Annotated in this window: 18 protein-coding genes and 1 tRNA gene; 7 read left to right on the top strand and 12 right to left on the bottom strand. The window is 68.6% G+C overall.

Going from position 1 to position 22,668, the window contains the following annotated elements; all coding sequences use genetic code 11:
- The first annotated feature begins 57 nt into the window (after positions 1-57).
- Entirely contained in the window at positions 58-990 is a 933-nt protein-coding gene (locus RS85_RS14545) for a sugar-binding transcriptional regulator (protein ID WP_046014160.1), read from the top strand.
- A 31-nt stretch (positions 991-1,021) separates the two neighbouring features.
- Here the strand turns inward: RS85_RS14545 and RS85_RS14540 are convergent, their stop codons facing one another.
- The 3 genes from RS85_RS14540 to RS85_RS14530 form a co-directional block, all read right to left on the bottom strand.
- Positions 1,022-2,470 carry a rhamnulokinase gene (locus RS85_RS14540; protein WP_046014159.1) on the bottom strand — a complete coding sequence of 483 codons (1,449 nt, stop codon included), beginning with the start codon at positions 2,468-2,470 and terminating at the stop codon, positions 1,022-1,024.
- A 27-nt stretch (positions 2,471-2,497) separates the two neighbouring features.
- A complete protein-coding gene (locus RS85_RS14535) occupies positions 2,498-3,283 on the bottom strand; it encodes an SDR family oxidoreductase (protein WP_046014233.1) in 786 nt (261 codons plus the stop codon).
- Positions 3,284-3,350: 67 nt separating this feature from the next.
- Positions 3,351-4,109, bottom strand: coding sequence for a DeoR/GlpR family DNA-binding transcription regulator (locus tag RS85_RS14530; RefSeq protein WP_052703587.1), 759 nt, complete (start codon positions 4,107-4,109; stop codon positions 3,351-3,353).
- A 116-nt stretch (positions 4,110-4,225) separates the two neighbouring features.
- Here RS85_RS14530 and RS85_RS14525 point away from each other — a divergent pair, with 116 nt between their 5' ends.
- The gene (locus tag RS85_RS14525) at positions 4,226-6,268 is read left to right on the top strand and encodes a bifunctional rhamnulose-1-phosphate aldolase/short-chain dehydrogenase (protein WP_046014157.1); all 2,043 of its coding nucleotides are present in this window, start codon (positions 4,226-4,228) and stop codon (positions 6,266-6,268) included.
- On the top strand, positions 6,265-7,665 hold the full coding sequence (locus tag RS85_RS14520) for a rhamnulokinase (RefSeq protein WP_046014156.1): 1,401 nt from the start codon (positions 6,265-6,267) through the stop codon (positions 7,663-7,665). The genes RS85_RS14525 and RS85_RS14520 overlap by 4 nt, the downstream gene beginning before the upstream one ends.
- A gap of 51 nt (positions 7,666-7,716) precedes the next feature.
- On the opposite strand, the gene RS85_RS14515 is transcribed toward RS85_RS14520, so the two are convergent.
- A complete protein-coding gene (locus RS85_RS14515; RefSeq protein WP_046014155.1) occupies positions 7,717-10,005 on the bottom strand; it encodes a glycoside hydrolase family 3 C-terminal domain-containing protein in 2,289 nt (762 codons plus the stop codon).
- A gap of 93 nt (positions 10,006-10,098) precedes the next feature.
- On the opposite strand from RS85_RS14515, the gene RS85_RS14510 reads away from it, so the two are divergent.
- Complete coding sequence (locus RS85_RS14510) at positions 10,099-10,686, top strand: TetR/AcrR family transcriptional regulator (RefSeq protein WP_046014154.1); 588 nt, start codon at positions 10,099-10,101, stop codon at positions 10,684-10,686.
- A gap of 40 nt (positions 10,687-10,726) precedes the next feature.
- On the opposite strand, the gene RS85_RS14505 is transcribed toward RS85_RS14510, so the two are convergent.
- The 4 genes from RS85_RS14505 to serS all read right to left on the bottom strand — a co-directional run bounded on the left by RS85_RS14505 (position 10,727) and on the right by serS (position 14,293).
- Positions 10,727-11,962: an LCP family protein gene (locus RS85_RS14505; protein ID WP_046014153.1), complete on the bottom strand. Its 1,236-nt coding sequence runs from the start codon at positions 11,960-11,962 to the stop codon at positions 10,727-10,729.
- Positions 11,963-11,986: 24 nt separating this feature from the next.
- Positions 11,987-12,071 (bottom strand) — tRNA-Ser (locus tag RS85_RS14500).
- A gap of 42 nt (positions 12,072-12,113) precedes the next feature.
- The gene (locus RS85_RS14495) at positions 12,114-12,935 is read right to left on the bottom strand and encodes an HAD family hydrolase (protein WP_046014152.1); all 822 of its coding nucleotides are present in this window, start codon (positions 12,933-12,935) and stop codon (positions 12,114-12,116) included.
- A complete protein-coding gene (serS, locus tag RS85_RS14490) occupies positions 12,932-14,293 on the bottom strand; it encodes a serine--tRNA ligase (RefSeq protein ID WP_046014151.1) in 1,362 nt (453 codons plus the stop codon). The genes RS85_RS14495 and serS overlap by 4 nt, the downstream gene beginning before the upstream one ends.
- Before the next feature lie 105 nt (positions 14,294-14,398).
- Here serS and RS85_RS14485 point away from each other — a divergent pair, with 105 nt between their 5' ends.
- Positions 14,399-15,397, top strand: coding sequence for a diacylglycerol/lipid kinase family protein (locus RS85_RS14485; RefSeq protein WP_046014150.1), 999 nt, complete (start codon positions 14,399-14,401; stop codon positions 15,395-15,397).
- A gap of 24 nt (positions 15,398-15,421) precedes the next feature.
- Here the strand turns inward: RS85_RS14485 and RS85_RS14480 are convergent, their stop codons facing one another.
- From RS85_RS14480 to RS85_RS19845, 3 genes are all read right to left on the bottom strand, one after another.
- Entirely contained in the window at positions 15,422-16,159 is a 738-nt protein-coding gene (locus RS85_RS14480) for a hypothetical protein (RefSeq protein ID WP_046014149.1), read from the bottom strand.
- A gap of 38 nt (positions 16,160-16,197) precedes the next feature.
- Positions 16,198-17,658, bottom strand: a complete 1,461-nt coding sequence (gene cls / locus RS85_RS14475) for a cardiolipin synthase (RefSeq protein ID WP_046014148.1) — start codon at positions 17,656-17,658, stop codon at positions 16,198-16,200.
- A 91-nt stretch (positions 17,659-17,749) separates the two neighbouring features.
- Positions 17,750-17,923, bottom strand: coding sequence for a hypothetical protein (locus RS85_RS19845; protein WP_162836778.1), 174 nt, complete (start codon positions 17,921-17,923; stop codon positions 17,750-17,752).
- A 112-nt stretch (positions 17,924-18,035) separates the two neighbouring features.
- On the opposite strand from RS85_RS19845, the gene RS85_RS14465 reads away from it, so the two are divergent.
- Positions 18,036-19,154 (top strand): DUF4192 family protein, encoded by a 1,119-nt coding sequence (locus RS85_RS14465; protein ID WP_046014146.1) that lies wholly within the window; start codon positions 18,036-18,038, stop codon positions 19,152-19,154.
- A 13-nt stretch (positions 19,155-19,167) separates the two neighbouring features.
- On the opposite strand, the gene lysS is transcribed toward RS85_RS14465, so the two are convergent.
- Positions 19,168-20,700, bottom strand: a complete 1,533-nt coding sequence (gene lysS / locus RS85_RS14460) for a lysine--tRNA ligase (RefSeq protein ID WP_046014145.1) — start codon at positions 20,698-20,700, stop codon at positions 19,168-19,170.
- 80 nt (positions 20,701-20,780) lie between these two features.
- Between lysS and RS85_RS14455 the strand changes: the two genes are divergently transcribed.
- A complete protein-coding gene (locus RS85_RS14455; protein ID WP_046014144.1) occupies positions 20,781-22,652 on the top strand; it encodes a DUF2207 domain-containing protein in 1,872 nt (623 codons plus the stop codon).
- The last annotated feature ends 16 nt before the right edge of the window (positions 22,653-22,668 follow it).

Raw genomic sequence — 22,668 nt, 5'->3', positions numbered from 1 at the left:
ATCGACCGAAACCGGGGTAAGCTGACTCGACATCCCCCGACAGAGTGAAGAGGCAGCATGGGACCCGATGAACTGGTCCGGATCTCGCACGTGGCGCGACGGCACTATCTGGACGGATTGACCAAGATCGAGATCGCCGACGAGCTCGGCGTCTCGCGTTTCAAGATCGCCCGGATGCTGGAGGAAGCTCTCGAGCAAGGGCTGGTGAAGATCACGATCGAGGCGCCCGACTCGCTCGACCTCGACCTTTCGATGGAGTTGCGAAAGAGGTTCGGCCTCACGCGCGCCCTCGCCGTCATCACGCCCGGCACGACCCCCGAGCTCATCCAGGATCGCCTGGGTCGTGCCGCGGCCGACCTCCTCAGCGAGATCGTCACCGAGGGCGACGTGCTGGGCCTCACCGCGGGCCGCACCCTGACGGCGATGGCGGGACACCTGCGCACGCTCGCGACCTGCGAGGTCGTGCAGCTCGCCGGCGTCGCCGCCCCCACTCCCGAGAACGGTGTCGAGGTGATCCGTCAGGTCAGCCGCATCTCGGGTGGCCGGTCGCGTGCGATCTTCGCCCCGCTGCTCGTGGAGACAGCCGCGACCGCGTCAGCCCTCCGACGCGAGCCCGGCATCATGGAGACCTTCCGGCGGTTCGACCACGTCACCAAGGCCATCGTCGCGATCGGCTCATGGAGCCCGCCCGATTCGCAGCTCTACGACAATGCAGGGAGGGCGGGCGTGCTCGACGAGCTGCTGGCCTCGGGCGTCAAAGCGGAGATCTGCGCGACCCTGATCGACGAGACGGGCACCCCCGTCGGCTCGGTCGCCGAGCGCTCGCTCGCGGTGTCCACCGAGCAGCTCCGCCGCATCCCCGAGGTCATCGCCGTCGCGGGCGGCCCGTCGAAGACCGGCGCCGTCGCCGCTGCCCTGCGGTCAGGGCTCATCGACTCCCTCGTCACCGACGCCGCCCTCGCTCGACGCCTGCTCGAGACCGGCGTCTGAGTCCGGCGCGGCTTCGACCGCCCCGGCCCACTCACCGCGGGCGCGGCTCGTAGCGGCGCAGCACCGTCGACGCGCGCACGACTCGTCGCAGGTCGCTGAGTCCGCCGCGCACAGCGCCGTGCGTGCGCGCCTGCACCAGGATGTTGCCCATCGAGGTCGCCTCGGACGGCCCGGCCTGAACCGGTCGCCCAGATCGGTCGGCCACTGCCTGCGCGAGGATCGGGGACTCGGACCCCCCGCCGACGAGGTGGACGACCCGGACGTCGACACCCGACAGCGCGGCGGACTCCTCTACCTGTCGTGCCACGAACGCGCCCAGGCTCTCGAGCACGAGCCGGACGATCGCTGCATGATCGGTCGGCGCCTGCCCTCCCGATTCCGCGATCAGCGCGGCGATGCGCGCCGTCATCTGGCCGGGGCGCAGCAGACGCGGATCGCCGGTGTCGATCAGGATGCGGGATGCCGGAGCCGCCTCCGCACGGGCGATCAGCGCACGGCGAGCGGCAGTACTCCTCGCGCCCCAGCCGTCGATGCCCCACTCTCGCATGCACTCGTTCACGATCCAGAGTCCGGCAGCGATGCGCAACAACCTCACGGTGCCGTCGAGACCGAGCTCGTTCGTGAAGCCGGCCGCGCGGGCACGCTCACTCGTGATGAGATGATCGACCTCGACGCCGGTGAGTATCCACGTGCCACAGGAGACGTAGGCGAAATGCTCGTTCTCGGCGGGGACCGCGATGACCGCGCTCGCGGTGTCGTGAGACGCGACCGCGGTGATTTCCGTCCGATCGCCCCCGGCAAGGATGCCGTCGTTCATGCGGCCCGTCACGGTTCCCGGCCCGACAGTGCCGGGAAAGATCGCGGCGGGCAGACCCAGGGCGTCGATCCGCTCTGTGTCCCAGCCCTCGCCGTACGGCAGGGCGAGACCGGTGCTCGAGACGTTGGTGGCCTCGGAGACCTCCTCACCGCCGAGCCAGTGCGAGATGAGATCGGGGATCAGCAGCATCCGCCGTACGGTGTCGAGACGCCCGACCGCCTGGTCGGCCATGAGCTGGTAGATCGTCATGATCGGCAGCGCTGTGACACCCGTCTGCCGGAACGTGTCGGCAGCAGGGAGCCGCGCCTCCACAAGAGGGAAGCTGCGGTCCGTGCGCGAATCCCGCTGGTGGAACGGCGCATCGACGAGTCCGTCGTAGCCGAGCAGACCGTAGTCGCCGGACCACGCATCCACTCCGACGCTGGCGAAGGCGCTGCCCTCCTCCCGCAGCGACCGAAGCCCCGCGATGGCGTCGCGGTGCAGGCGCTGCGCATCCCAGCGGAGCCCGAGTTCGTCGGTGAACGCGCGGTTGCGAAACCGGCGCACCCCGTCGATCCGCAGCTGCCCGTCACCGACCGAGGCGCTGACGACACGACCGCTCGAACCGCCGAGGTCGATCGCTGCGGCGCGGAAGTTCGCCGAGCGGGAAGGCAGTGCGGGCATGGTCTCAGCCTATGGTCCGCGCGGTGATCACACGGTGGTGTATCCCCCGTCGATGACGATGCTCTGACCGACCACATAGCTCGAGGCCTCACTCGCGAGGTAGACGAGAAGTCCGCCGAGTTCATCCGGCTCACCCATGCGTCCTGCAGGGATGCGGCGCACCCAGTCTTCCGCCATCTCCGGGTTCGACGCCACGAAATCCCGTGTCATGTCGCTCGCGAAATAGCCGGGTGCGATCGCGTTCACGCGGATGCCGAGCGGCAGCCATTCGATCGCCGCGCTCTTGGTGAGCATCGAGACCGCGGCCTTCGAGGTGTTGTACGCCGCCTGCGTCTGCGGGATGTTGACGGCGAACGCCGACATCGATGAGACGTTGACGATGCTCGCCGGATTCCCGCGAGCGGCAGCGACGTGCCGGCGTGCGAACTCGCGACCGGCGAGGAACGTGCCCGTGAGGTTCACGTCGAGCACGCGCTGCCAGCTCGCCAGCTGCGTGTCGATGAGAGGAGTACCCGACGTGATCCCTGCGCTGTTGACGAGCACGTCGGCGATGCCGAGATCGCGAGCGACGGAGCCGAAGGCGTCGGCGATGGATGCCTCAGCCGTGACATCCACGGTGATGCCGACGCACCGGCGCCCCGTGTCCGCCGCCAGCGCTTCCGCGGCATCGCGGACACCGTCGAGCAGATCCAGAAGAGCGACATCGGCTCCGGCATCCGCGAGAGATCGGGCCATGGCGTAGCCGAGGCCCCGTGCGCCACCCGTGACGACCGCGATGCGGCCGTGGAGCGGGCCAGTGATGTTTCCAGACATGAGGCGAGCATAGTCGCGACGCTCATCCAAGAACACCGGGCGCTCATATGAGCGGCCTGCCGCGGTTCTACAGGATCTCGACCCGCTCGCGATAGGCATCCAGTCTGTGGTCCGCGGGGTCGAGCTCGGTGATGAGCACACCCACGGCTTCCCAGTCGAAGCTGCGCGCGACATCCTGCTGCCCGAGCTTCGTCGCGTCGACGCAGAGAATGGTCTCCCCCGCGACCGACGCGAACTGACGCTTCACCTGCGCCTCCGAGAGGGAGACATCGCTGGACCCGTGATCGACGTCGATCGCGCTGGCCGACGCGAAGAAGCGCGCGTAGAGCATGGAGGCGGCGGCCTCGCAGGCGATCGGCCCGACGAAGCTGTCGGTGCGCTCCTCGGGCTCGCCTCCGATCAACAGCGGGCGTGGCCCTCCCGTTCGACGCACGGCCTGGAACACCTCCCACGAGTTCGTGGCGACGATGATCGTGTTCCGGCCGCCCAGCGTGGCACCCAGGGCGGCCACGGTCGAAGAGGCGTCGAGCGCGACGGCGCCGCTGTTCGGCACCAGGCGCAACGCCTTCTCTGCGATCGTCGCCTTCGCGCGCGCGGATCGCGCGCTCCTCTCCTGGAAGGGCTTGGGACCGAGCGCGGGCATCGCCCCGCCGCGTACGCGACGGACGATCCCGGCGATCTCCATGTCGACGATGTCGCGGCGAACGGTCATCGTCGAGACCCCGAGCTCCTCGGCAGCGGCGGACAGACGGATGATGCCGTCTCGTTCGAGGACCGCGGCCAGCGTCGCCTTGCGTTGTTCGCCGTCGAGGGACCCCATGCTCATGTCACAAACACTGGTACACACAACAGAGATTCACAAGCCAGGCCGGATGGAACACATTGCGCGTTTCGTTATCTTTTGTCATACTTCACAAGACATAACAACGTCTGGAGTCCCGCATGGCCGATGCCAACCCCACCTCCGCCGCCCTCATCGAGCGGTCGAACCGCCTGGGCGCCGACCCGAAGAACACGAACTACGCCGGCGGGAACACCTCGGCCAAGGGCACCGCGACCGACCCCGTCACCGGCCAGCCGGTGGAGCTGCTGTGGGTCAAGGGCTCCGGCGGAGACCTCGGCACGTTGAAGGAGTCGGGTCTCGCCGTCCTGCGCCTCGACCGCCTGCTCGCGCTGAAGGACGTCTACCCCGGACTCGAACGCGAAGACGAGATGGTCGCCGCGTTCGACTACTGCCTGCACGGCAAGGGCGGCGCAGCGCCCTCGATCGACACCGCCATGCACGGACTCGTCGACGCCGCGCACGTCGACCATCTGCACCCCGACTCCGGCATCGCGATCGCGACGGCGGCGGACGGCGAAGCACTGACCGCGACGATCTTCGGCGACAAGGTCGCCTGGGTGCCGTGGCGTCGCCCCGGCTTTCAGCTCGGACTCGACATCGCCGCGATCAAAGAAGCGAACCCGCAGGCGATCGGCTGCATCCTCGGCGGTCACGGCATCACCGCCTGGGCCGACACCTCGGAAGAGGCCGAGGCGAACTCCCTGTGGATCATCGAGACAGCATCCGCCTACATCGCCGAGCACGGGAAGTCCGAGCCGTTCGGCGGCGTCCGCTCCGGCTTCGAAGCGCTCCCCGAGGCCGAGCGCCGCGAGCGCGCAGCAGCCCTCGCTCCCACCATCCGCGGCATCGCCTCGCACGACCGCCCGCAGATCGGGCACTTCACCGATGCCGACGTGGTCCTCGACTTCCTGGCATCCGAGAAAGCACCTGCCCTCGCGGCTCTCGGCACCAGCTGCCCCGATCACTTCCTCCGCACCAAGGTCAAGCCGCTCATCCTCGACCTGCCGGCTACGGCATCCGTCGATGAGCAGATCGCGCGACTGCGCGAACTCCACCAGGAGTACCGCGCCGACTACCAGGCCTACTACGACGCCCATGCGACGTCCGACTCCCCCGCGATCCGTGGCGCCGACCCGCTCATCGTCCTGATCCCCGGCGTCGGCATGTTCTCCTACGGCGCCAACAAGCAGACCGCCCGCGTCGCCGGCGAGTTCTACGTCAACGCGATCAACGTGATGCGCGGCGCCGAGGCGCTCTCGACCTACTCCCCCATCTCGGATGCTGAGAAGTTCCGCATCGAGTACTGGTCGCTCGAGGAAGCGAAGCTGCAGCGAATGCCGAAACCGAAGTCGCATCAGGGCCGCATCGCGTTCGTGACCGGAGCGGCATCCGGCATCGGCAAGGCGATCGCCACCCGTCTCGCCGCCGAAGGCGCCTGCGTCGTGATCGCCGACCTCGATCTCGAGAAGGCACAGGCCGCCGCCGCCGAGCTCGGGAACACCGATGTCGCGATCGGCGTCGCGGCGAACGTGGCGGATGCAGATGCCATCCAGGCCGCGTTGAACGCCGCGCTCCTCGCCTTCGGCGGGGTCGACCTCGTCGTGAACAACGCCGGGCTGTCCCTGTCGAAGCCACTGCTGGAGACCACCGAGAAGGACTGGGACCTGCAGCACGACGTGATGGCGAAGGGATCGTTCCTCGTCTCGAAGGCCGCAGCCCGAGCGCTCATCGACCAGAAGCTCGGCGGAGACATCATCTACATCTCCTCCAAGAACTCCGTCTTCGCCGGTCCGAACAACATCGCCTACTCGGCGACCAAGGCCGACCAGGCCCACCAGGTGCGCCTGCTGGCTGTGGAACTCGGGGAGTACGGTATCCGTGTGAACGGCATCAACCCCGACGGCGTCGTGCGCGGCTCCGGCATCTTCGCGTCCGGCTGGGGCGCCAACCGCGCCGCGACCTACGGTGTCGCCGAAGAAGACCTCGGCCAGTACTACGCGAACCGCACGATCCTCAAGCGCGAGGTCGTCCCGGAGAACGTGGCCGACGCGGTGTTCGTGCTGACCGGGCCCGAGCTCAGCCGCACGACCGGCCTGCACATCCCGGTCGACTCCGGCGTCGCCGCCGCCTTCCTGCGATGAGCGTCCGCGCGGTCGCGGCCGTCGACCTCGGAGCGACCAGCGGGCGCGTCATGATCGGACGGGTCGGCGACGGGACACTCGACCTCGAGCTCGTCTCGCGCTTCTCGAACGGGCCCGTCGAGCGAGAGGACGGCCTGCACTGGGACTTCGCGGCGCTGTACGAGCACATCCTCGACGGCCTGGCCGAGGCGATCCGCCGCGAGCCCGCGATCGAGAGCATCGGCATCGACTCGTGGGCTGTCGACTACGGACTGCTCCGAGACGGCGAACTGCTGGCCGAACCCTTCCACTACCGCGATGAGCGCACGACCCGTGGGGTGAGGGAGGTGCACGATCTCGTGCCGTTCGCCGAGCTCTACCGCCGCAACGGCCTGCAGTTCCTGCCGTTCAACACGCTGTACCAGTACCGGGTCGACGATGAGCTCCGCGACGCCGACACCGCGCTCCTCGTCCCGGATCTGCTCGCGTTCCTCCTGACCGGCGTTCGAGTCGCCGAGCGCACCAACGCCTCGACGACCGGACTGCTCGGCGTCGAGACCGGCGAGTGGGACACGGATCTCGCGGAACGCCTGGGCATCCCGGAGGGGGTGCTGCCCGAGCTGGTCGCTCCCGGCGCGGTGATCGGTGAACTCCGTCCGGAGATCGCCGAGCGACTCGGAGCGAGGCTGCCCGTCATCGCGGTCGGATCGCACGACACCGCGTCCGCCGTCGCCGCCGTGCCGATGTCGTCGCCGTCAGCCGCGTACATCTCCTGCGGCACGTGGGGCCTTGTCGGACTGGAGCTGCACGAGCCGGTACTGACGGATGCCGCGCGGGACGCGAACTTCACGCATGAGCTGGGCGTCGACGGCCGCTACCGCTTCCTCCACAACGTCACCGGGCTCTGGCTGCTCAGTGAGACCGTGCGCGCGTGGGAAGCCGAGGACGGCGTCTCGCTCGACCTCGCGGAACTCCTGGCCGCGGCGTCCGCAGGGAGTGCCGACGTGGCGCTCTTCGACGCGGACGACCCGTCGCTCAGCGCGCCCGCCGATATGCCCACCCGAATCGGTGCGCTGCTCGGCGACGCTGTCCCTGCGACGAGGGCAGGGTTCGTGCGCAGCATCATCGAGTCGATCGCCGCGGCCTTCGCGGCAGCGGTGGCGACGGCATCCGACCTGTCCGGTCGAGAGCTCGACAGCATCCACCTCGTCGGCGGAGGATCGCTCAACGGACTGCTCTGCCAGGCGACCGCCGACCGCACCGGGCTCCCCGTGCTCGCAGGCCCGGTCGAGGCGACAGCACTCGGCAACGTGCTCGTGCAGGCGCGCGCGCTCGGCGCCGCCCCCGCGATGCTCGAGGAGCTGCGGGCGCTCGTCGCCGCGACCCACGCCCCGACACGGTTCGCGCCGCAGGGCTGATCTCCGCGGTCGTCGCAGCATCAGCACCCGCCCCCGCACCCGCCGACAGGCCTACTCGGACGGCACTTCCCCCGCGTTGGCCGCCGCGAGCAACTGCTCCACCTGCTCGTGCGACACGTCGACGCCAGGGAATCCGATGAGTCGGCCGATCGGGAACGACGCCATCATCTTCTCCATCGCCTCATCGTTCGGCATCATCGATGCGGCTGAGGAATCGGCGCCGGAGAGCTCTCCGAGGAATCCGCCGAGCGCACCCATGACGATGGGCCCGGCGATCGGATGCGCCACGACGTCCCCGATCGACGAGCTCAGGGTGAGCGGGATGACGACGTCGTCGCCGACCACCGACACCCGGACTGACGAGCGGATGTCGCGACTCGATGCCGCGACCTCCATTCGGTACTCCCCGCCTTCGACCACCCAGCGGTCGATGCGCACGTCCCAGTACGCGAGATCCTCGCGGCGCACGACGAGTTCGACGGTGCGAGTCTCGCCCGCCGCGAGCGCGACGGATGCGAACGCCTTGAGCTCGCGAGGCGCCCGCTGCACGATCGACCGCTCGGGGGCGACGTACACCTGCACGACCTCGCGGCCGTCCCGATCACCCGTGTTCGTCACCTCGACGCGCACGCGTAGGTCCCCGTCCGCTTCCACGGATGCCGTGGCGTCGCCGTACGCGAACGTCGTGTACGACAGCCCGTGGCCGAACGGGAACGTCACGTCGAGACCCTTCGCGTCGTACCAGCGGTAGCCGACCAGCAGACCTTCGCCGTAGCGCACGTGACCGAACTCGCCGGGGAAGTTGCCGAACGAAGGGTTGTCCTCCAGACGCACGGGGACCGTCTCGGTGAGCTTGCCCGACGGGTTCACCGTGCCGTACAGCACGTCGGCGACAGCGCTGCCGCCCGCCTGTCCGAGCAGCCAGCTCTCCACGATCGCCGGCACGCGGTCGGCGAAGGGCAGCGCGACCACTCCGCCGTTGGAGAGCACGACGACGGTGCGCGGGTTCGCCTCGACCAAGGCCTCGAGAAGCGCCAGCTGAACTGCCGGGAGATCGATGTGCTCGCGGTCGAAGCCTTCGGACTCCTCCGCCGCGGGCAGCCCGAGGAAGACCACGGCCACGTCCGCCGCCGCGGCGACCGCGACTGCCTCGGCGCGCAACTCGTCGGCAGAGCGACCGGATGCCGCGACCGCGCCGCCCTCGACGGAGAACCCCGCGGCGTGGGAGACGTTGTCGCCGCCCACAGCTCGGAGTTCGTCCAGCGCCCTGTCGACGCGCGTGGGATTGATGAGCGAGGAGCCGGCGCCCTGGAAACGCGGCTCGGTGGCGAACGCACCGATCACCGCGACCCTCTGCTCCGGCGCCAGGGGCAGAAGCGAACCGTGGTTCTTGAGCAGCACGATCGAACGCCCCGCGGCCTCACGGGCGAGCGTGTGATGCGCGTCCACGTCGAGGGGAGCCGAGACAGCCGGACGCTCTCCCGCCTTGCGGACCAGATCGATCACGCGGGATGCCGCGGTGTCGAGCACGGCCTCATCGAGCGTTCCCGCGCGCACGGCCTCGACCAGCTGCGCGTCGGTGCGCCCTCCGGATGCCGGCATCTCCAGGTCGAGCCCGGCCGCGACGCCGGCGACACGGTCGTTCACGGCGCCCCAGTCCGAGACGACGAGACCGTCGAAGCCCCAGTCGTCGCGCAGCACGCTCGTGAGCAGCCACGGATTCTCCGAGGTCCAGACGCCGTTGAGCTTGTTGTACGAGCACATGACCGTCCAGGGCGCGGCATCCTTCACCACTCGCTCGAAGCCGCGCAGGTAGATCTCGCGGAGAGGACGCGGGTCGACGTCGGAGCTGGCGCGCATCCGGTCGAACTCCTGGTTGTTCGCGGCGAAGTGCTTGAGCGACGTGCCGACGCCCTGCGACTGCACCCCGCGCACGGAGGCGGCACCCAGCACGCCCGACACGATCGGATCCTCGGAGAAGTACTCGAAGTTGCGCCCGCACAGCGGCGAGCGCTTGATGTTGATCCCGGGGCCGAGCACGACGGCGACGTCTTCGATGGCAGCCTCGACGCCGATCGCCGCGCCCACTCGTTCGATGAGCTCCGGATCCCACGACGACCCGATGCCGACCGCGGGCGGGAAGCAGGTGGCCGGCACGCTGCTGGCGAGTCCCAGGTGATCGGTGCCACCCGCCTGCTTGCGAAGACCGTGCGGACCGTCGGTCATCATCACCGAGCGGATGCCGACGCGCCCGACGCCCTTCGTGGTCCAGAAGTCCGCACCGCTGGTCAGCGACGCCTTCTCCTCGAGGGTGAGGTCGGGGGCCGAGATCTCGGTCATGGGATTCCTTTCGCGGCGACGGCGGTGTCCTTGCGAAAACTATATGCGCTTCAGTATTAGATTCCAAACGTCGTTCAGGATTAGTGTCGAGTCATGGCTGCACGAGGTTCGTACGCGAAAGGCGTCGCGCGGCGCGAGGAGATCCTCGAGAGCGCGCTCGACGTCATCGGTCGCAGGGGCTACCAGAACGCCTCGCTGAAGGAGATCGCCGAGGTCGTCGGCGTCACCCCCGCGGCCCTCCTGCACTACTTCGGGTCCAAGGAGGAGCTGTTCACCGCTGTGCTGCGAAAGCGCGACGAGCAGGACGGGCTCGACCCGGCTTTCCTCGGCGCAGCGGACGCGCGCGACGGCTTCCTCGAGGTGATCCGACACAACACCCGGGTGCCAGGGCTCGTCGCACTCTTCTCACGCCTCTCCGTCGACGCCGCCGACCCCGGGCACCCGGCGCACGCGTACTTCCTCGAGCGCAGCGCACATCTGCGCGAGACGATCGCCGCGAACTTCACCACCGACGAGCAGCGTCCGGGGCTCGATCCCGAAACGCTGGCGCGCATCATCCAGGCGGCATCCGACGGCCTCCAGCTGCAGTGGATGATCGACCCCACGGTCGACATGCCCGGCATCATGGCCGCACTCATCGAGGCGCTTCAGCATCCCGCTGCAGCGGAAGCCTCCCCCTAGGGCAGCGCCCGCGATCTGCGAGGCGCATCCGCACGCCTGACTAGCGGACGTTGCCGTTCGAGCACGTCTGCTGTGCGGCCGAGTTGCCCTTGATCGTGTCAGGAAGCGCGACGACCTCCGACGGAGTGGCGTTCGGGTCAGGAGTCGCGCCGTCGACCGGCGCGGCAGGTTCCTGCACCACGACCCCCTCGTCGCTGGTGTTCTGATGTGTGATCTGCAACTGCGCATTCGCCGCGATGGCATCCCACATGACGCTCGCGGCCGCCTCGTTCGGCACCACCTTGTTCGGATCCGAGCTGTCGGCGACCGTCGGGAACTGCAGGAAGACGATGTCCTCGAACGGCACCGACTTCACGGCCAGGGCGATCTGCACGATCTTCATCGGATCGGCGAGCGACGTGCTGGTCTCGAGGTTGTTCAGCCCGATGTTCGCCAGCTTCAGCATGATCGGGACGTTGCCGAGCGTCTCGCCGCTGATGAGGGTGCGCGCCAGGCTCGACATGTACTGCTGCTGGTTGCCGATGCGGCCGAGGTCACTGCCGTCGCCGACACCGTGGCGGGTGCGGAGGAACTGCAGGGCCTGAAGACCCTGCAGGTAGTGCTGGCCGGCAGCCATGTCGAGGCCGGTGTAGCGGTCCTTGATCGGGTTCGCGAGGCAGACCTCGACGCCACCGATCGCATTCGTGATCTCGATCACGCCGCCGAAGGTGACGGATGCCGCGAACTGGATCTCCTGGCCGGTGAGCTCGCCGATCGTCTTCGCGACGCAGTTCAGTCCCGCGTCCGAGTACGCGACGTTGAGCTGCTGCTTCCTCATGCCCGACTGGACGTTGCCCTCCGCGTCGGTGCACTCCGGGATCGGGATCATCAGGTCTCGGGGAAAGCTGACGACGGTGATGCGACGCGGCTCCTGCGAAACGTGGACGAGCAGATTCACATCGTTGAGCGTGCCCTCGGCATCACGGCCGGTGCAGCGATCTCCGAAGAGGTCCTTGTACTCCTCTTCGCACGTGTCGACTCCGGTCAGGACGAGGTTGAAGCCCTCCTTGTACGCGCCGATCTCGGGAGGGAGCTGCTCCTGACCTTCCAGATCGACCGCGTTGGCGGAGACGGTGCTGGAGAAGTCATAGAGGATGTAGGCGCCGACGCCGAACCCGCTGACGAGCACGACCGCGAGACCGATCGCGAGGAACTTCATCAGCTGGCCGACCGCCCCGGGGGTCCGCTGCTGACCGTGACGCGCGATGGTGCGACGGCGTCGGGAGTTCTCGCTCACTCGTGGCCTTTCAAGGTCAGTATGCGGAGGGTGTGGGATTCGAACCCACGAGACATCTCTGCCCACTGGTTTTCAAGACCAGCTCCATCGGCCGCTCGGACAACCCTCCCGACAGTCGCAACTGCCGACAACGCGTGAGTCTAGCCGAGTTCTATTCTCGCGCGTCGACCTGGGCGGGTGCTGGAAGCGTGTCGAGAGCCGACGCGAGACCGCCGTCGGCGACGTCGTCCGTGATCTCACCCGCGGCATCCTTCACCTCGGCGGGAGCCTGCCCCATCGCGACCGCGCGCCCGCCATGCGACCGGGCCCAGCCGAACATGCCGATGTCGTTGCGGCCGTCGCCTGCGACGAAGACGCGTTCGCCCTCGATGCCGAGTTCGGTGCGCACCTGCTCCAGCGCGGTGCCCTTGTCGACGCCCTGCGGGGCGATGTCGAGCCAGGCCGTCCAGCCGATCGCGTAGGAGACCTCATTGAGTCCGGCATCCGCCACCAGCCGATGGAAATCCTCCTCATCGTGCCCCGGCGAGACGACGACGATGCGCGAGACCGGCTCGACGCCGAGCTCGTCGAAGTCGACCTGTCGACCACCGTCGAGGGTCCAGTCGTCGAGCACTGCCGTGTAGAGCCGCTGCGACGAGGCGAGCTCGACCATGTAACGCGCCTCCGGCAGACGCTCCTGCAGCAGCGCGAGCACCGGCCGCGGGTCGAAGGTCTCGACGTTCCAGCGCTCCCACTCCTCGCCCACGCGGCGCATGGTGACGGCGCCGTTCGAACAGACCACGTACTCCGCGGTGAGTCCGAGCTCTTCGACATACCGTCGCGTCGCCATCCAGCTGCGGCCGGTGGCGATCGTGACCTCGTGACCCGCGTCGCGGACGCGGGCGACCGCTTCGGGCACGCCGGGGCTCATCGACTCGTCCTGCAGGATGATCGTGCCGTCGACGTCGAGACCGACGAGCCAGGGTGCGCTCATGAAGTGGGTCCCTGAGCCTGCGGAAGGGCGGCGTCGGCGTCGACCCATCCGAGTGGTCGGATGATGTCGAGTCCGCCGAGGTACGGGCGCAGCACCTCCGGGACGAGCACCGAACCGTCGGCCTGCTGGTGGGTCTCGAGCAGCGCGACGATCCAGCGCGTGGTGGCGAGCGTGCCGTTCAGCGTCGCGACGTGCTGCGTCTTCGCCCCCGCCTGGGTCGCTGCTCCTTCGCCGTGGGTCCCTGAGCCTGTCGAAGGGCCCGGCCGGTACCGCACGTCGAGGCGCCGGGCCTGGAACGTGGTGCAGTTCGAGGTGGAGGTGAGCTCGCGGAACGCGCCCTGGGTCGGGACCCACGCCTCGATGTCGTACTTGCGGGCGGCGCTCGATCCGAGGTCCCCGGCGGCGACGTCGATCACGCGGTAGGAGAGGCCGAGCGAGGTCAGCATCTCCTCCTGCAGTGCGACGAGACGGAGGTGCTCGGTCTCGGCATCCTCCGGGTTCGTGTAGACGAACATCTCCAGCTTGTTGAACTGGTGTACGCGGATGATGCCGCGGGTGTCCTTGCCGTGCGAACCGGCCTCGCGGCGGTAGCAGGTCGACCATCCCGCGTAGCGGAGCGCGCCGTCGGTCAGATCGACGATCTCGTCCTTGTGGTAGCCGGCGAGCGCGACCTCGCTGGTGCCGACGAGATACAGATCGTCGTTGTCGAGGTGGTAGACCTCGTCGGCGTGCTCGCCGAGGAAGCCGGTGCCCTGCATGATCTCCGGGCGCACGAGCGTCGGCGTGATCAGCGGCACGAACCCGTTCTGCAGCGCCTTGTCCAGCGCCAGGTTCATGAGGGCGATCTCGAGGCGGGCGCCGATGCCGCGCAGGAAGTAGAAGCGCGCACCCGACACCTTCGCACCGCGCTCCATGTCGATCGCACCGAGGAGCTCGCCGAGCTCCAGGTGGTCGCGCGGCTCGAAGTCGAAGGTCGGCACGTCGCCGACGCGACGCAGCTCGACGAAATCGGCCTCGCCACCGGACGGCACACCCTCGATCACGACGTTCTCAATGCGGGCGAGTGCGACGGATGCCGCCTCGGCAGCCTCGTTCGCCGCGAACTGGGCCTGCTTCACACGCTCGGCGAGATCCTTGGCCTGGGCGACGAGAGCAGCCTTCTCCTCCTTCGGCGCCTTGGCGACCTGCTTGCCGAAGGCGTTCTGCTCGGCCCGCAGCTCCTCGAACGCCGTCAGCGCCTGGCGCCGCGATCGGTCGGCCTCGAGTGCGGCGTCGACGGTGCCCTGGTCATTCCCACGAGCAGCCTGTGAACGGCGGACGATCTCCGGCTGATCGCGGAGGAGTGCGAGGTCGATCATCCACCAAGTCTAGGGCGCGCGCCCGTGCGGTCAGCCGCGCCCGACGAGCCCCCGCAGGCCTGGGCGAGACGCGAGACGCCCGCGGACCGGGCTTAGAGTAGCGCCATGACCACGAGCGATTCCGCCCGCCGCCAGGCGGCGCTCGTGTACAACCCGATCAAGGTCGACGCCAAGCGTCTCAGAGCCCTGATGCGCGACCAGTCGAAGCAAGCCGGATGGGAGCATCCGGCGTTCTACCCCACGACGATCGAGGATGCCGGACAGGCGGCGACCGGACTGGCGCTGGCCCGCGGCGTGGATGTCGTACTCGTCGCAGGCGGAGACGGCACCGTGCGCGCCGTCTCCGAGGCGATCGCGAACTCCGGGGTGCCGCTGGCGATCCTGCCGAGCGGCACCGGCAACCTGCTGGCGCGCAACCTCGGGCTGCCGCTCGGCGATCCGACCGAGATGATCCGCGCAGCGCTGGGCGACTTCCGGCATCCGATCGACATCGGCTGGGCACGTTTGGTCCGCGCGGACGGCAACCAGTCGGAGCACGCCTTCGTGGTGCTGGCCGGAATGGGCCTCGACGCCGACATGATCGCGAACACGCGCTCCGACCTGAAGAGATCGGTCGGGTGGATCGCGTACGTCGACGGTGCGGCCAGATCGCTGCCGGGCGCGCGACCGTTCCGCGCCGTGTACCAGATCGACGACGGACGCCTGCACTCGACGAAGGTGTACAGCATCCTGTTCGCGAACTGCGGCACGCTGCCCGCGGGAATCGCCCTGATTCCGGATGCCTCGATCACCGACTCGAGGCTCGATTTCGCCGTCATCCAGCCGACGGGCGTGCTCGGCTGGCTCGGCGTCTGGCGGAAGATCTGGTGGGACAACTCGGTCCTGCGGCGGTTCCGTGCCGGACGACGCGTGCTCGAACGGCGCGGCAGGGACGCCTCGGTGCACTATTTCCGCGGTGTCGCTGCGGAGGCAGCGGCACCGGCTCCGACGCCGGTGGAGCTCGACGGCGACGAGTTCGGCGAGGCCGTGCGCATCACCTGCCGCGCGGATCCCGGCGCGCTGCTGCTCGCCCTCCCTGCCGGCCACCCGGTGTCGCTGCTCTGAGCCGCACAGCCCGGGGTCCGGTGGTCAGCTGCTGTGCACCTTGACGTCGCCCTCGAGTCCGCCGCCGGTCAGCGTGAGTGTGAAGTCGTCGTCGTCCACCTCGTCGTCGGGGAAGGCGATGATCGTCGCGCGCGGCGCCATATCCATGGTGCACACCTGCTCGGCATCGGTCACGAACGTGACGGTGCCCGCGTTTCCGGCCCCCTCGACGGCTTCCACGACCGGCGCGCACGACGAGGAACCCCAGGTCAGCAGCACCAGGCTGCCGTCGTCGAACCAGCCGGCCGAGGGCTGATACTCCGTGGAACTGCCGGGCTTCCCGGAGAAGGCGGCGCCGCCGTCGAGCTCGGCGTCGTCGGTGACGTCGCCGTAGGTGACGTTCAGGGTGATCTCGGCGGTCGGATCGACACCCTCCGGAAGGGCGCCGATGCTCGCGCGGGGCGCGAAGTCGGCCGTGCAGACCTTCTCCTCGCCGTTCTCGTCGTCGAGGTCCACGAGCGTCACCGTGACGGTCTGCCCCTCGGCTGCGACCTCGTCGACCTGCGGGATGCAGCCGGACGATCCCCAGGTGACGACGGCGAACATGCGGCCATCGTCGAGGAGCACTCCCTCGATGTCGCCGGCGTCGTCACCCGTGGTCGCGCTCGGCGCCGGGGAGTTGGTCGGAGTCTCCGCGCCCGGTGTCGTCGTGCATCCCGCGGCGAGAAGCGCGATCCCGGCAAGAGAGGAGAGGAGGACGGCGAGACGCGTACGAGGGGCCATGGGACACAGGGTACTCGTCCATGATTCCGGAAGCACCTTCACTGCAGGGCGGAGGTGAGGCGGGCGAGATTGTCGAGGACGGTCGATCGCAGCGGCTGCTGCATCCACTCCTCCAGCGTCAGTTCGCGGCTCAGCGAACGGTACTTGTCCTCGACGGCGCGCATCTCGGCGACGAACTCCTCGCCGCGCACGAGCATCGACACCTCGAGGTTCAGACCGAAGGAGCGCATGTCCATGTTGCTCGAGCCGATGACCGCGACCTCGTCGTCGATCGTCAGGCTCTTGGTGTGGAGGATGTAGGGCTTGCGGTACATCCAGATGCGCACCTGCGCCTTGAGGAGCGCCTCGTAGTAGCTGCGTTGCGCGTGGTAGACCATTGCCTGGTCACCCTCTTCGGAGACGAACAGCTCGACCTCGACACCGCGGTCCACGGCCGCGGTGACGGCGAGCAGCAGCGCCTCGTCGGGGACGAAGTAGGGGCTGACGATCATGATGCGCTTCTTGGCCGCATACAGCAGTCCGAGGAACAGCCGCAGGTTGTTCTCGAGCTCGAATCCCGGCCCGGAGGGGACCACCTGGCAGTCGAGGTTGCCGGAGCCGATCTCGGCATGCGCTATGTCGATCTCTTCGAGGACCTCGTCGGTCTCGCTGTACCAGTCGCTGAGGAAGATCGCGTTCACGCTGAGCACGACCGGCCCGTCGATGCGCACCATCAGGTCGACCCAGTGCAGCCCGCGCTTGATGTTCCTCGGCAGGTTGTAGGTCGAGTCGGTGACGTTCTGCGAGCCGAGGAAGGCCACTTTGCCGTCGACGACGACGAGCTTGCGATGGTTGCGGAGGTCGGGGCGCTGCATCCTGCCCTTGAGCGGCTGGACGGGAAGCATCAGCTGCCAGTTCGCGCCCATCGCGTTCAGCCGCTTGATCGTCTGCCGGTAACGCGGCTTCCAGCGATTCGCCCAGTGGTCGAGGAGCACCCGCACCTCGATGCCCCGGGCCGCGACCTCTTCCATCGCACGGAAGAAGTTGTCGGTCGACTCATCGGATTGCAGGATGTAGAACTCGATGTGGACGTAGTCCTCCGCCTCGCGGATGGCGTCGGCCATCGCGTCGAGTGATTCCTGGTAGTCCGAGATGAGGTGCGCGCCGTTGTCGCCGGAGAGGGGCAGAGCTCCGAGCCTCTGATTCATCTCCACGATCGGGCCGAACCATCCCGGTGCATCCGGGCGGAGCGTGCCGAAATGCAGATGCTCGCTGGTCTGCGCGATGTACTCGTTGATCTGGTCCTGCTTGCGACGACGCGCGCGTGGAAGACGCGGATTGCCGATCAGGAGGAAGAGGAAGACGCCGATGAAGGGGATGAAGAACACGGCCAAGAGCCAGGCCATCGCGGCGGTGGGCCGTCGATTGCGCGGGATCACGATGATCGCCGTGGTGCGGATGACGAGGTCGAGGACCAAGAGGAAGCCGGCGATCCACCAGCCCCAGGCCTCCGGCGTCATCGTCTCCCCTCGCTCCCCCGGCGACGATCACCGGAGGGTCGCGCGGTCCGTCGCGCATGGGCTACACAGTAGCCGATGGCTCGGACGCCGCTCAGGTGCGAGGGGGGAGGCCGCGCGCCGCGCGCTCCTCGGCCTCGATCTTCGCGTGCACCTTGCGCTCGGTACGGTCGGACCGCAGGATGCCGCGGATCACGATGAAGAACACGATGCACACTCCGATGGTCGGCAGGATCGACCATGCCGCAGCGATCCAGAAGTTCTCCATCCCTCCATCGTACGCGAGCGACTCTTCGTCCACAGTCGGCGCCTTCCAGGTCGCCGGTCCACAGGCGCCGTTTTCGCGACATCGCGCCTCGCCGTTCGATGACACTCCTGGAATGACCACACTGCTCCGAGCCTCCGGTTCCGCTGAATTCCTCCGCCTCGTCCCTGCTCTCGCCGGCTTCACTCCCCGCGAGAGCATCGTCATCCTCCCGTTCCGCGGCTCCCGCTCCTATGGGGCGATGCGCCTCGATCTGCCTGACCCCGACATCTCCCTCGAGGAGTACGCCGACACCGCCGTCGGCCTCGTCTCTCGCGTCGACGGGACGGATGCCGTCGCCGTGGTCGTCTACACCGATTCCGAGCCGCATCCCACGCGCGATGGTCTCGTCCTGCCGTTCGCGGTCGAGGTCGAGGAGTTGCTCGGCTGCGCGGAGGACGCCGGGCTCCGCGTCGTCGACGCCCTGTGCGTGACGCCGGCCGGCTGGTCGAGCTACCTCGTCGGCGACCCCGAGATCGGGGCCCTCGCCGACATCGTGCCCGTTACGGAACCTCGTGCCGACGGCGATGTGTACGAAGACCAGTTCGCCGGCACGGCACTCCCGCACGCCGACCTCGCCGAGAAGGAGCGCGTGGGCCAGGCACTCGCCGACCTCACCGATATTCTCTGCCGCGACAAGTGCGGCACGCTCACCGGGCGTGAGAACCCGCTGGCCATCGCCGCTCTCGTGATGCTCGAAGACGTCCCGGCATTCTTCGAGTCCGTGGTGCATGAACCCGACGATCTGCCGCCGTTCGCGACAGCCGCTCTGCTCTGGTGCCTCGATCGGCCGCTGTTCCGTGACGTCGCGATCGCGCAATGGGCGACCGATCTCACCGGTGGCATGCGCACTCTCTCCGCTCAGCTCGCCTTCGCGGGGTCGGGCACCAGCGTCCCCGACGACCTGGGCGAGGTGTTCCTCGGCCGCGGCCGCACGCCCGATCTCGTGCGGCTCCGCAACGCACTGTCGGTCGTCCGTCTCGCAGCGGCGCGCGCGCCTCGCACCTCACGGCCCGCGCCGCTCACGGCGGCCGCCTGGCTCTCGTGGGCTCTCGGCCGATCGACCCACGCGGGTCACTACCTCGCGCTGGTTCGCGAGATCGATCCGGAGTACGGGCTTGCGGCTCTCCTCGAGACGATGATCGGCGGCGCGATCCTTCCCGAGTGGGCGTTCCGCCGCGGCCCTGTGGAATGACCGGGCGCGCCCGCTACTTGACGAGGGGGAAGAGGATGGTCTCGCGGATCCCGAGCCCGGTGATCGCCATCAGCAGACGGTCGATGCCCATGCCCATGCCTCCGGACGGCGGCATGCCGTGCTCCAGGGCCCGCAGGAACTCGTCATCGATGGGCATCGCCTCGACGTCACCACGTGCCGCGAGCTTCGCCTGCTCGGCGAAGCGCTCGCGCTGGATCACGGGATCGACGAGCTCTGAGTACCCTGTGGCCAGCTCGAAGCCGCGGATGTACAGGTCCCACTTCTCCACGACGCCGTCGATCGACCGGTGCTCGCGCACCAGTGGCGAGGTGTCGACGGGGAAGTCCATCACGAACGTGGGACGCACCAGGTCGCTCTTCACGAAGTGCTCCCAGAGCTCTTCGACGAGCTTGCCGTGTGTCGCCTGCGGCGGCAGATCGACGCCGCTCGCCTCGGCGAAGGCGATCAGATCGTCGACCGAGTCCCGCGGCGTGATCGTGCGACCGGATGCCGCCGAGAGCGACTCGTACATCGAGATGCGGTCCCACTCGCCGCCCAGGTCGTATTCGGTTCCGTCGGCCCAGGTCACGGTCGTCGAGCCGGTCACCGCGATCGCCGCCTGCTGCACGAGCTCCTGCGTGAGCGCGGCCATCTGGTCGTAGTCACCGTAGGCCTGGTAGGCCTCGAGCATCGCGAACTCGGGGCTGTGCGTGGAGTCGGCACCCTCGTTGCGGAAGTTGCGGTTGATCTCGAACACGCGCTCGATGCCGCCGACGACCGCGCGCTTCAGGTACAGCTCCGGCGCGATGCGCAGGTAGAGCTCGGTGTCGAACGCGTTCGAGCGCGTGACGAACGGGCGAGCGGATGCTCCGCCGTGCTGCACCTGCAGCATCGGCGTCTCCACCTCGAGATAGTCGTGGTTCGCGAAGGTGGCACGCAGGCTGGCGTTCACCGCCGCGCGAGCGCGGACCGTGGTGCGCGCCTGCTCACGGACGATCAGATCGAGGTAGCGGCTCCGCACGCGCCCCTCTTCACTGAGCTCGGAGTACGCGTTGGGCAGCGGGAGGATCGCCTTCGACGCGATCGTCCACTCGTCGGCCATGATCGAGAGCTCGCCGCGGCGGCTGGAGATCACCTCGCCGTGGACGAAGACATGGTCGCCGAGATCGACGAACTCCTTCCAGTCCGCGAGCGACTCCTCGCCGACATTCGCGAGCGAGATCATCGCCTGGATGCGCGAGCCGTCACCTGCCTGCAGCGTCGCGAAGCAGAGCTTGCCGGTGTTGCGGCTGAACACCACGCGCCCGGCGACACCGACGACGACGCCGGTCTCGGCGCCTGCCTCCAGCTCGCCGTACTGCGCGCGGAGCACGGGGATCGTGTGCGTGACGGGAACGCTGACGGGGAAGGCGCCGCCCGCGGCATCCTTCCGCCTCTCGATCAGACGCTCGCGCTTGGCGAGACGCACGGCCTTCTGCTCGTGGACGTCCTCTTCGTTCGAAGGGTCGGCCGAGGCCGAATCGGGCGCGGCGGACGCGTCAGTCATGTGCGGGGCTCCTTGAAGTCCTCCCCAGTTTACCGAGGCGGCACGCCGACTCCTTCGCGCGGGCTGGGTAGCCTCGGAGAATGACCGCCTCACGGATCATCCGCGCCACCGCCGTCCTCATCCTCACCCTGAGCGCGGTCTCGATGCCTACCGCAGCAGTGGCACTCTCCGCCGATGCGGCGGGGTCCGCTGCAGCGCAGACCGACGTCGACGATTTCTCCTACGCCTCATGGGATGCGCTGTACGAGGTCGGAGTCGACGACGAGGGCCGAGCCCGGATGAACGTCACCGAGACGCTCGTCGCTCGATTCCCCGAATACGACCAGAACCGCGGCATCGTCCGCGGACTCCCGACGTCCTACCAGAACGCCGGAATCGATACGCGCGTCCTCTCGGTCACCGACGAGGCGGGAGTCGACGTGCCGTTCGAGACCGACGAGGAGGATGGTCTGCTCCTCATCCTCACCGGCGACGACGACTACGTGCAGGGCCTGACCACATACGTGATCGAGTACGAGATGCGCGATGTCGTGCTGGCCGCCGGCGCGACGAGAGGTTCTCGAGGCGAAGGCACCGGAAACCCCGCGGTGGACGAGTTCTACTGGGATCTTCTCCCGCTCGACAGCACCCAACCCATCGAACGCTTCCGGGCCGACATCGTGTTCGACGCCGCGATGAGCGAACGACTCGCCGGATCGGCGAGCTGCTACGCAGGCGTCTCCGGCTCGACCGACACGTGCGACCTCGAGGGGCCGGTGATCGACGGCGATCGCGCGATGTTCCGGGTCGAGTCGGGAGAGCGTCCGGCCGGCGACGGCGTGACGGTCGCGATCGGCTTCGAGCCGGCCACGGTCGTGCAGCCGTCCGCCCGCACGCCGAATCCGGTGACCGACACCCTGCCCTGGGCGGCGGCCATCGGTGCCGCGGGCCTGTCGGTGGGCGCCTGGCTGAGCGTCTCCGCGTTCAAACGACGCCGCGGAACTGCCACCGGAGTGATCGTGGCCCAGTACGACGTGCCCGACTCGATGCCGCCGCTGCTCGCCGCGGCGATCGTGCCGGGCGCGAAGGACGTCATCCCGGCCGAGATCGTGCACCTCGCGGTGCGCGGAACGCTGCGGATCGAGGAAGGCGGGTCGCCGGAGAATCCGCGGCTGCGCCGCATCGCCGGATCGCGCATCTCCGACCAGCTCGACGTGGAGGCCCTGGACGCGCTGTTCCTGAAGGCGAATGAGGGCGGTGTCGTCGATGTTCCGCGCGCGAGCGAGTCCTTCGCGGGGCGCATGAGCGCGCTGGTGCAGAGCGGGAAGACCGCAGCGCAGACGCGAGGGCTCACCACGACGGCCCGCAGCCGGGGAGCCGCCATCGTGCAATGGATCGCGATCGCGGTCGCGGTCGCCGGTCTCGGACTCTCGCTCGCCGGGGTGATCAGCGGTCGGATCTCCGCGGTACCTGCGCTCGTGGCGGGCTCCTTCGGCGTCGTCCTCGTGCTCATCGCGAGCTGGTATTCGTTCTCGAAGCACACGGTGCTGACGCCCGAGGGCGCCCGGGAGCTCGAGCATCTGAAGGGCGTCGAGGAGTTCATCCGCGTCGCCGAGGCCGACCGCCTGCGCATGCTGCAGTCGTACAGCGGCGCCGAGCGGCGGCAGGAGGGCACCGCGGATGTGATCCACGTCTACGAGCGGCTTCTGCCCTACGCGATGCTCTTCGGCATGGAGAAGGAGTGGGGCGACGTGCTCGAGCGTGCGTACTCGGCCGCACAGCGCGGTCCCGGCTGGATCGGAGACCCGAGCACTCCGTACCTCGGCGTGTATCTCTCCTCGTTCACGTCCTCGTCGCACGCAGCGGCCGCGTACACCTCGCCATCGGCGGGCACGTCGTCGAGTTCCGGCGGGTCGTTCGGCGGCGGGTTCTCCGGTGGCGGAGGTGGCGGGGGCTTCTCCGGCGGCCGGTGACGCGGCGAGTGAGCCG

The organism is Microbacterium sp. SA39 (genome assembly GCF_000967865.1).
Classification (GTDB): domain Bacteria; phylum Actinomycetota; class Actinomycetes; order Actinomycetales; family Microbacteriaceae; genus Microbacterium.
Note: the sequence above shows the minus strand (reverse complement) of the source record. Positions and strands in the feature narration are given on the sequence as shown.

Excerpts from the sequence above, each read along its gene's own strand:
- RS85_RS14535 (WP_046014233.1), bottom strand. The coding sequence starts at position 3,283 with ATGTCTGGAAACATCACTGGCCCGCTCCACGGCCGCATCGCGGTCGTC.
- RS85_RS14495 (WP_046014152.1), bottom strand. The coding sequence starts at position 12,935 with ATGAGCGCACCCTGGCTCGTCGGTCTCGACGTCGACGGCACGATCATC.
- RS85_RS14455 (WP_046014144.1), top strand. The coding sequence starts at position 20,781 with ATGACCGCCTCACGGATCATCCGCGCCACCGCCGTCCTCATCCTCACC.
- RS85_RS14465 (WP_046014146.1), top strand. The coding sequence starts at position 18,036 with ATGACCACACTGCTCCGAGCCTCCGGTTCCGCTGAATTCCTCCGCCTC.
- RS85_RS14480 (WP_046014149.1), bottom strand. The coding sequence starts at position 16,159 with ATGGCCCCTCGTACGCGTCTCGCCGTCCTCCTCTCCTCTCTTGCCGGG.
- RS85_RS14510 (WP_046014154.1), top strand. The coding sequence starts at position 10,099 with ATGGCTGCACGAGGTTCGTACGCGAAAGGCGTCGCGCGGCGCGAGGAG.
- RS85_RS14540 (WP_046014159.1), bottom strand. The coding sequence starts at position 2,470 with ATGCCCGCACTGCCTTCCCGCTCGGCGAACTTCCGCGCCGCAGCGATC.
- RS85_RS14545 (WP_046014160.1), top strand. The coding sequence starts at position 58 with ATGGGACCCGATGAACTGGTCCGGATCTCGCACGTGGCGCGACGGCAC.
- RS85_RS14525 (WP_046014157.1), top strand. The coding sequence starts at position 4,226 with ATGGCCGATGCCAACCCCACCTCCGCCGCCCTCATCGAGCGGTCGAAC.
- serS (WP_046014151.1), bottom strand. The coding sequence starts at position 14,293 with ATGATCGACCTCGCACTCCTCCGCGATCAGCCGGAGATCGTCCGCCGT.
- RS85_RS14520 (WP_046014156.1), top strand. The coding sequence starts at position 6,265 with ATGAGCGTCCGCGCGGTCGCGGCCGTCGACCTCGGAGCGACCAGCGGG.
- cls (WP_046014148.1), bottom strand. The coding sequence starts at position 17,658 with ATGACGCCGGAGGCCTGGGGCTGGTGGATCGCCGGCTTCCTCTTGGTC.
- RS85_RS14485 (WP_046014150.1), top strand. The coding sequence starts at position 14,399 with ATGACCACGAGCGATTCCGCCCGCCGCCAGGCGGCGCTCGTGTACAAC.
- RS85_RS14530 (WP_052703587.1), bottom strand. The coding sequence starts at position 4,109 with ATGAGCATGGGGTCCCTCGACGGCGAACAACGCAAGGCGACGCTGGCC.
- RS85_RS19845 (WP_162836778.1), bottom strand. The coding sequence starts at position 17,923 with ATGGAGAACTTCTGGATCGCTGCGGCATGGTCGATCCTGCCGACCATC.
- lysS (WP_046014145.1), bottom strand. The coding sequence starts at position 20,700 with ATGACTGACGCGTCCGCCGCGCCCGATTCGGCCTCGGCCGACCCTTCG.
- RS85_RS14515 (WP_046014155.1), bottom strand. The coding sequence starts at position 10,005 with ATGACCGAGATCTCGGCCCCCGACCTCACCCTCGAGGAGAAGGCGTCG.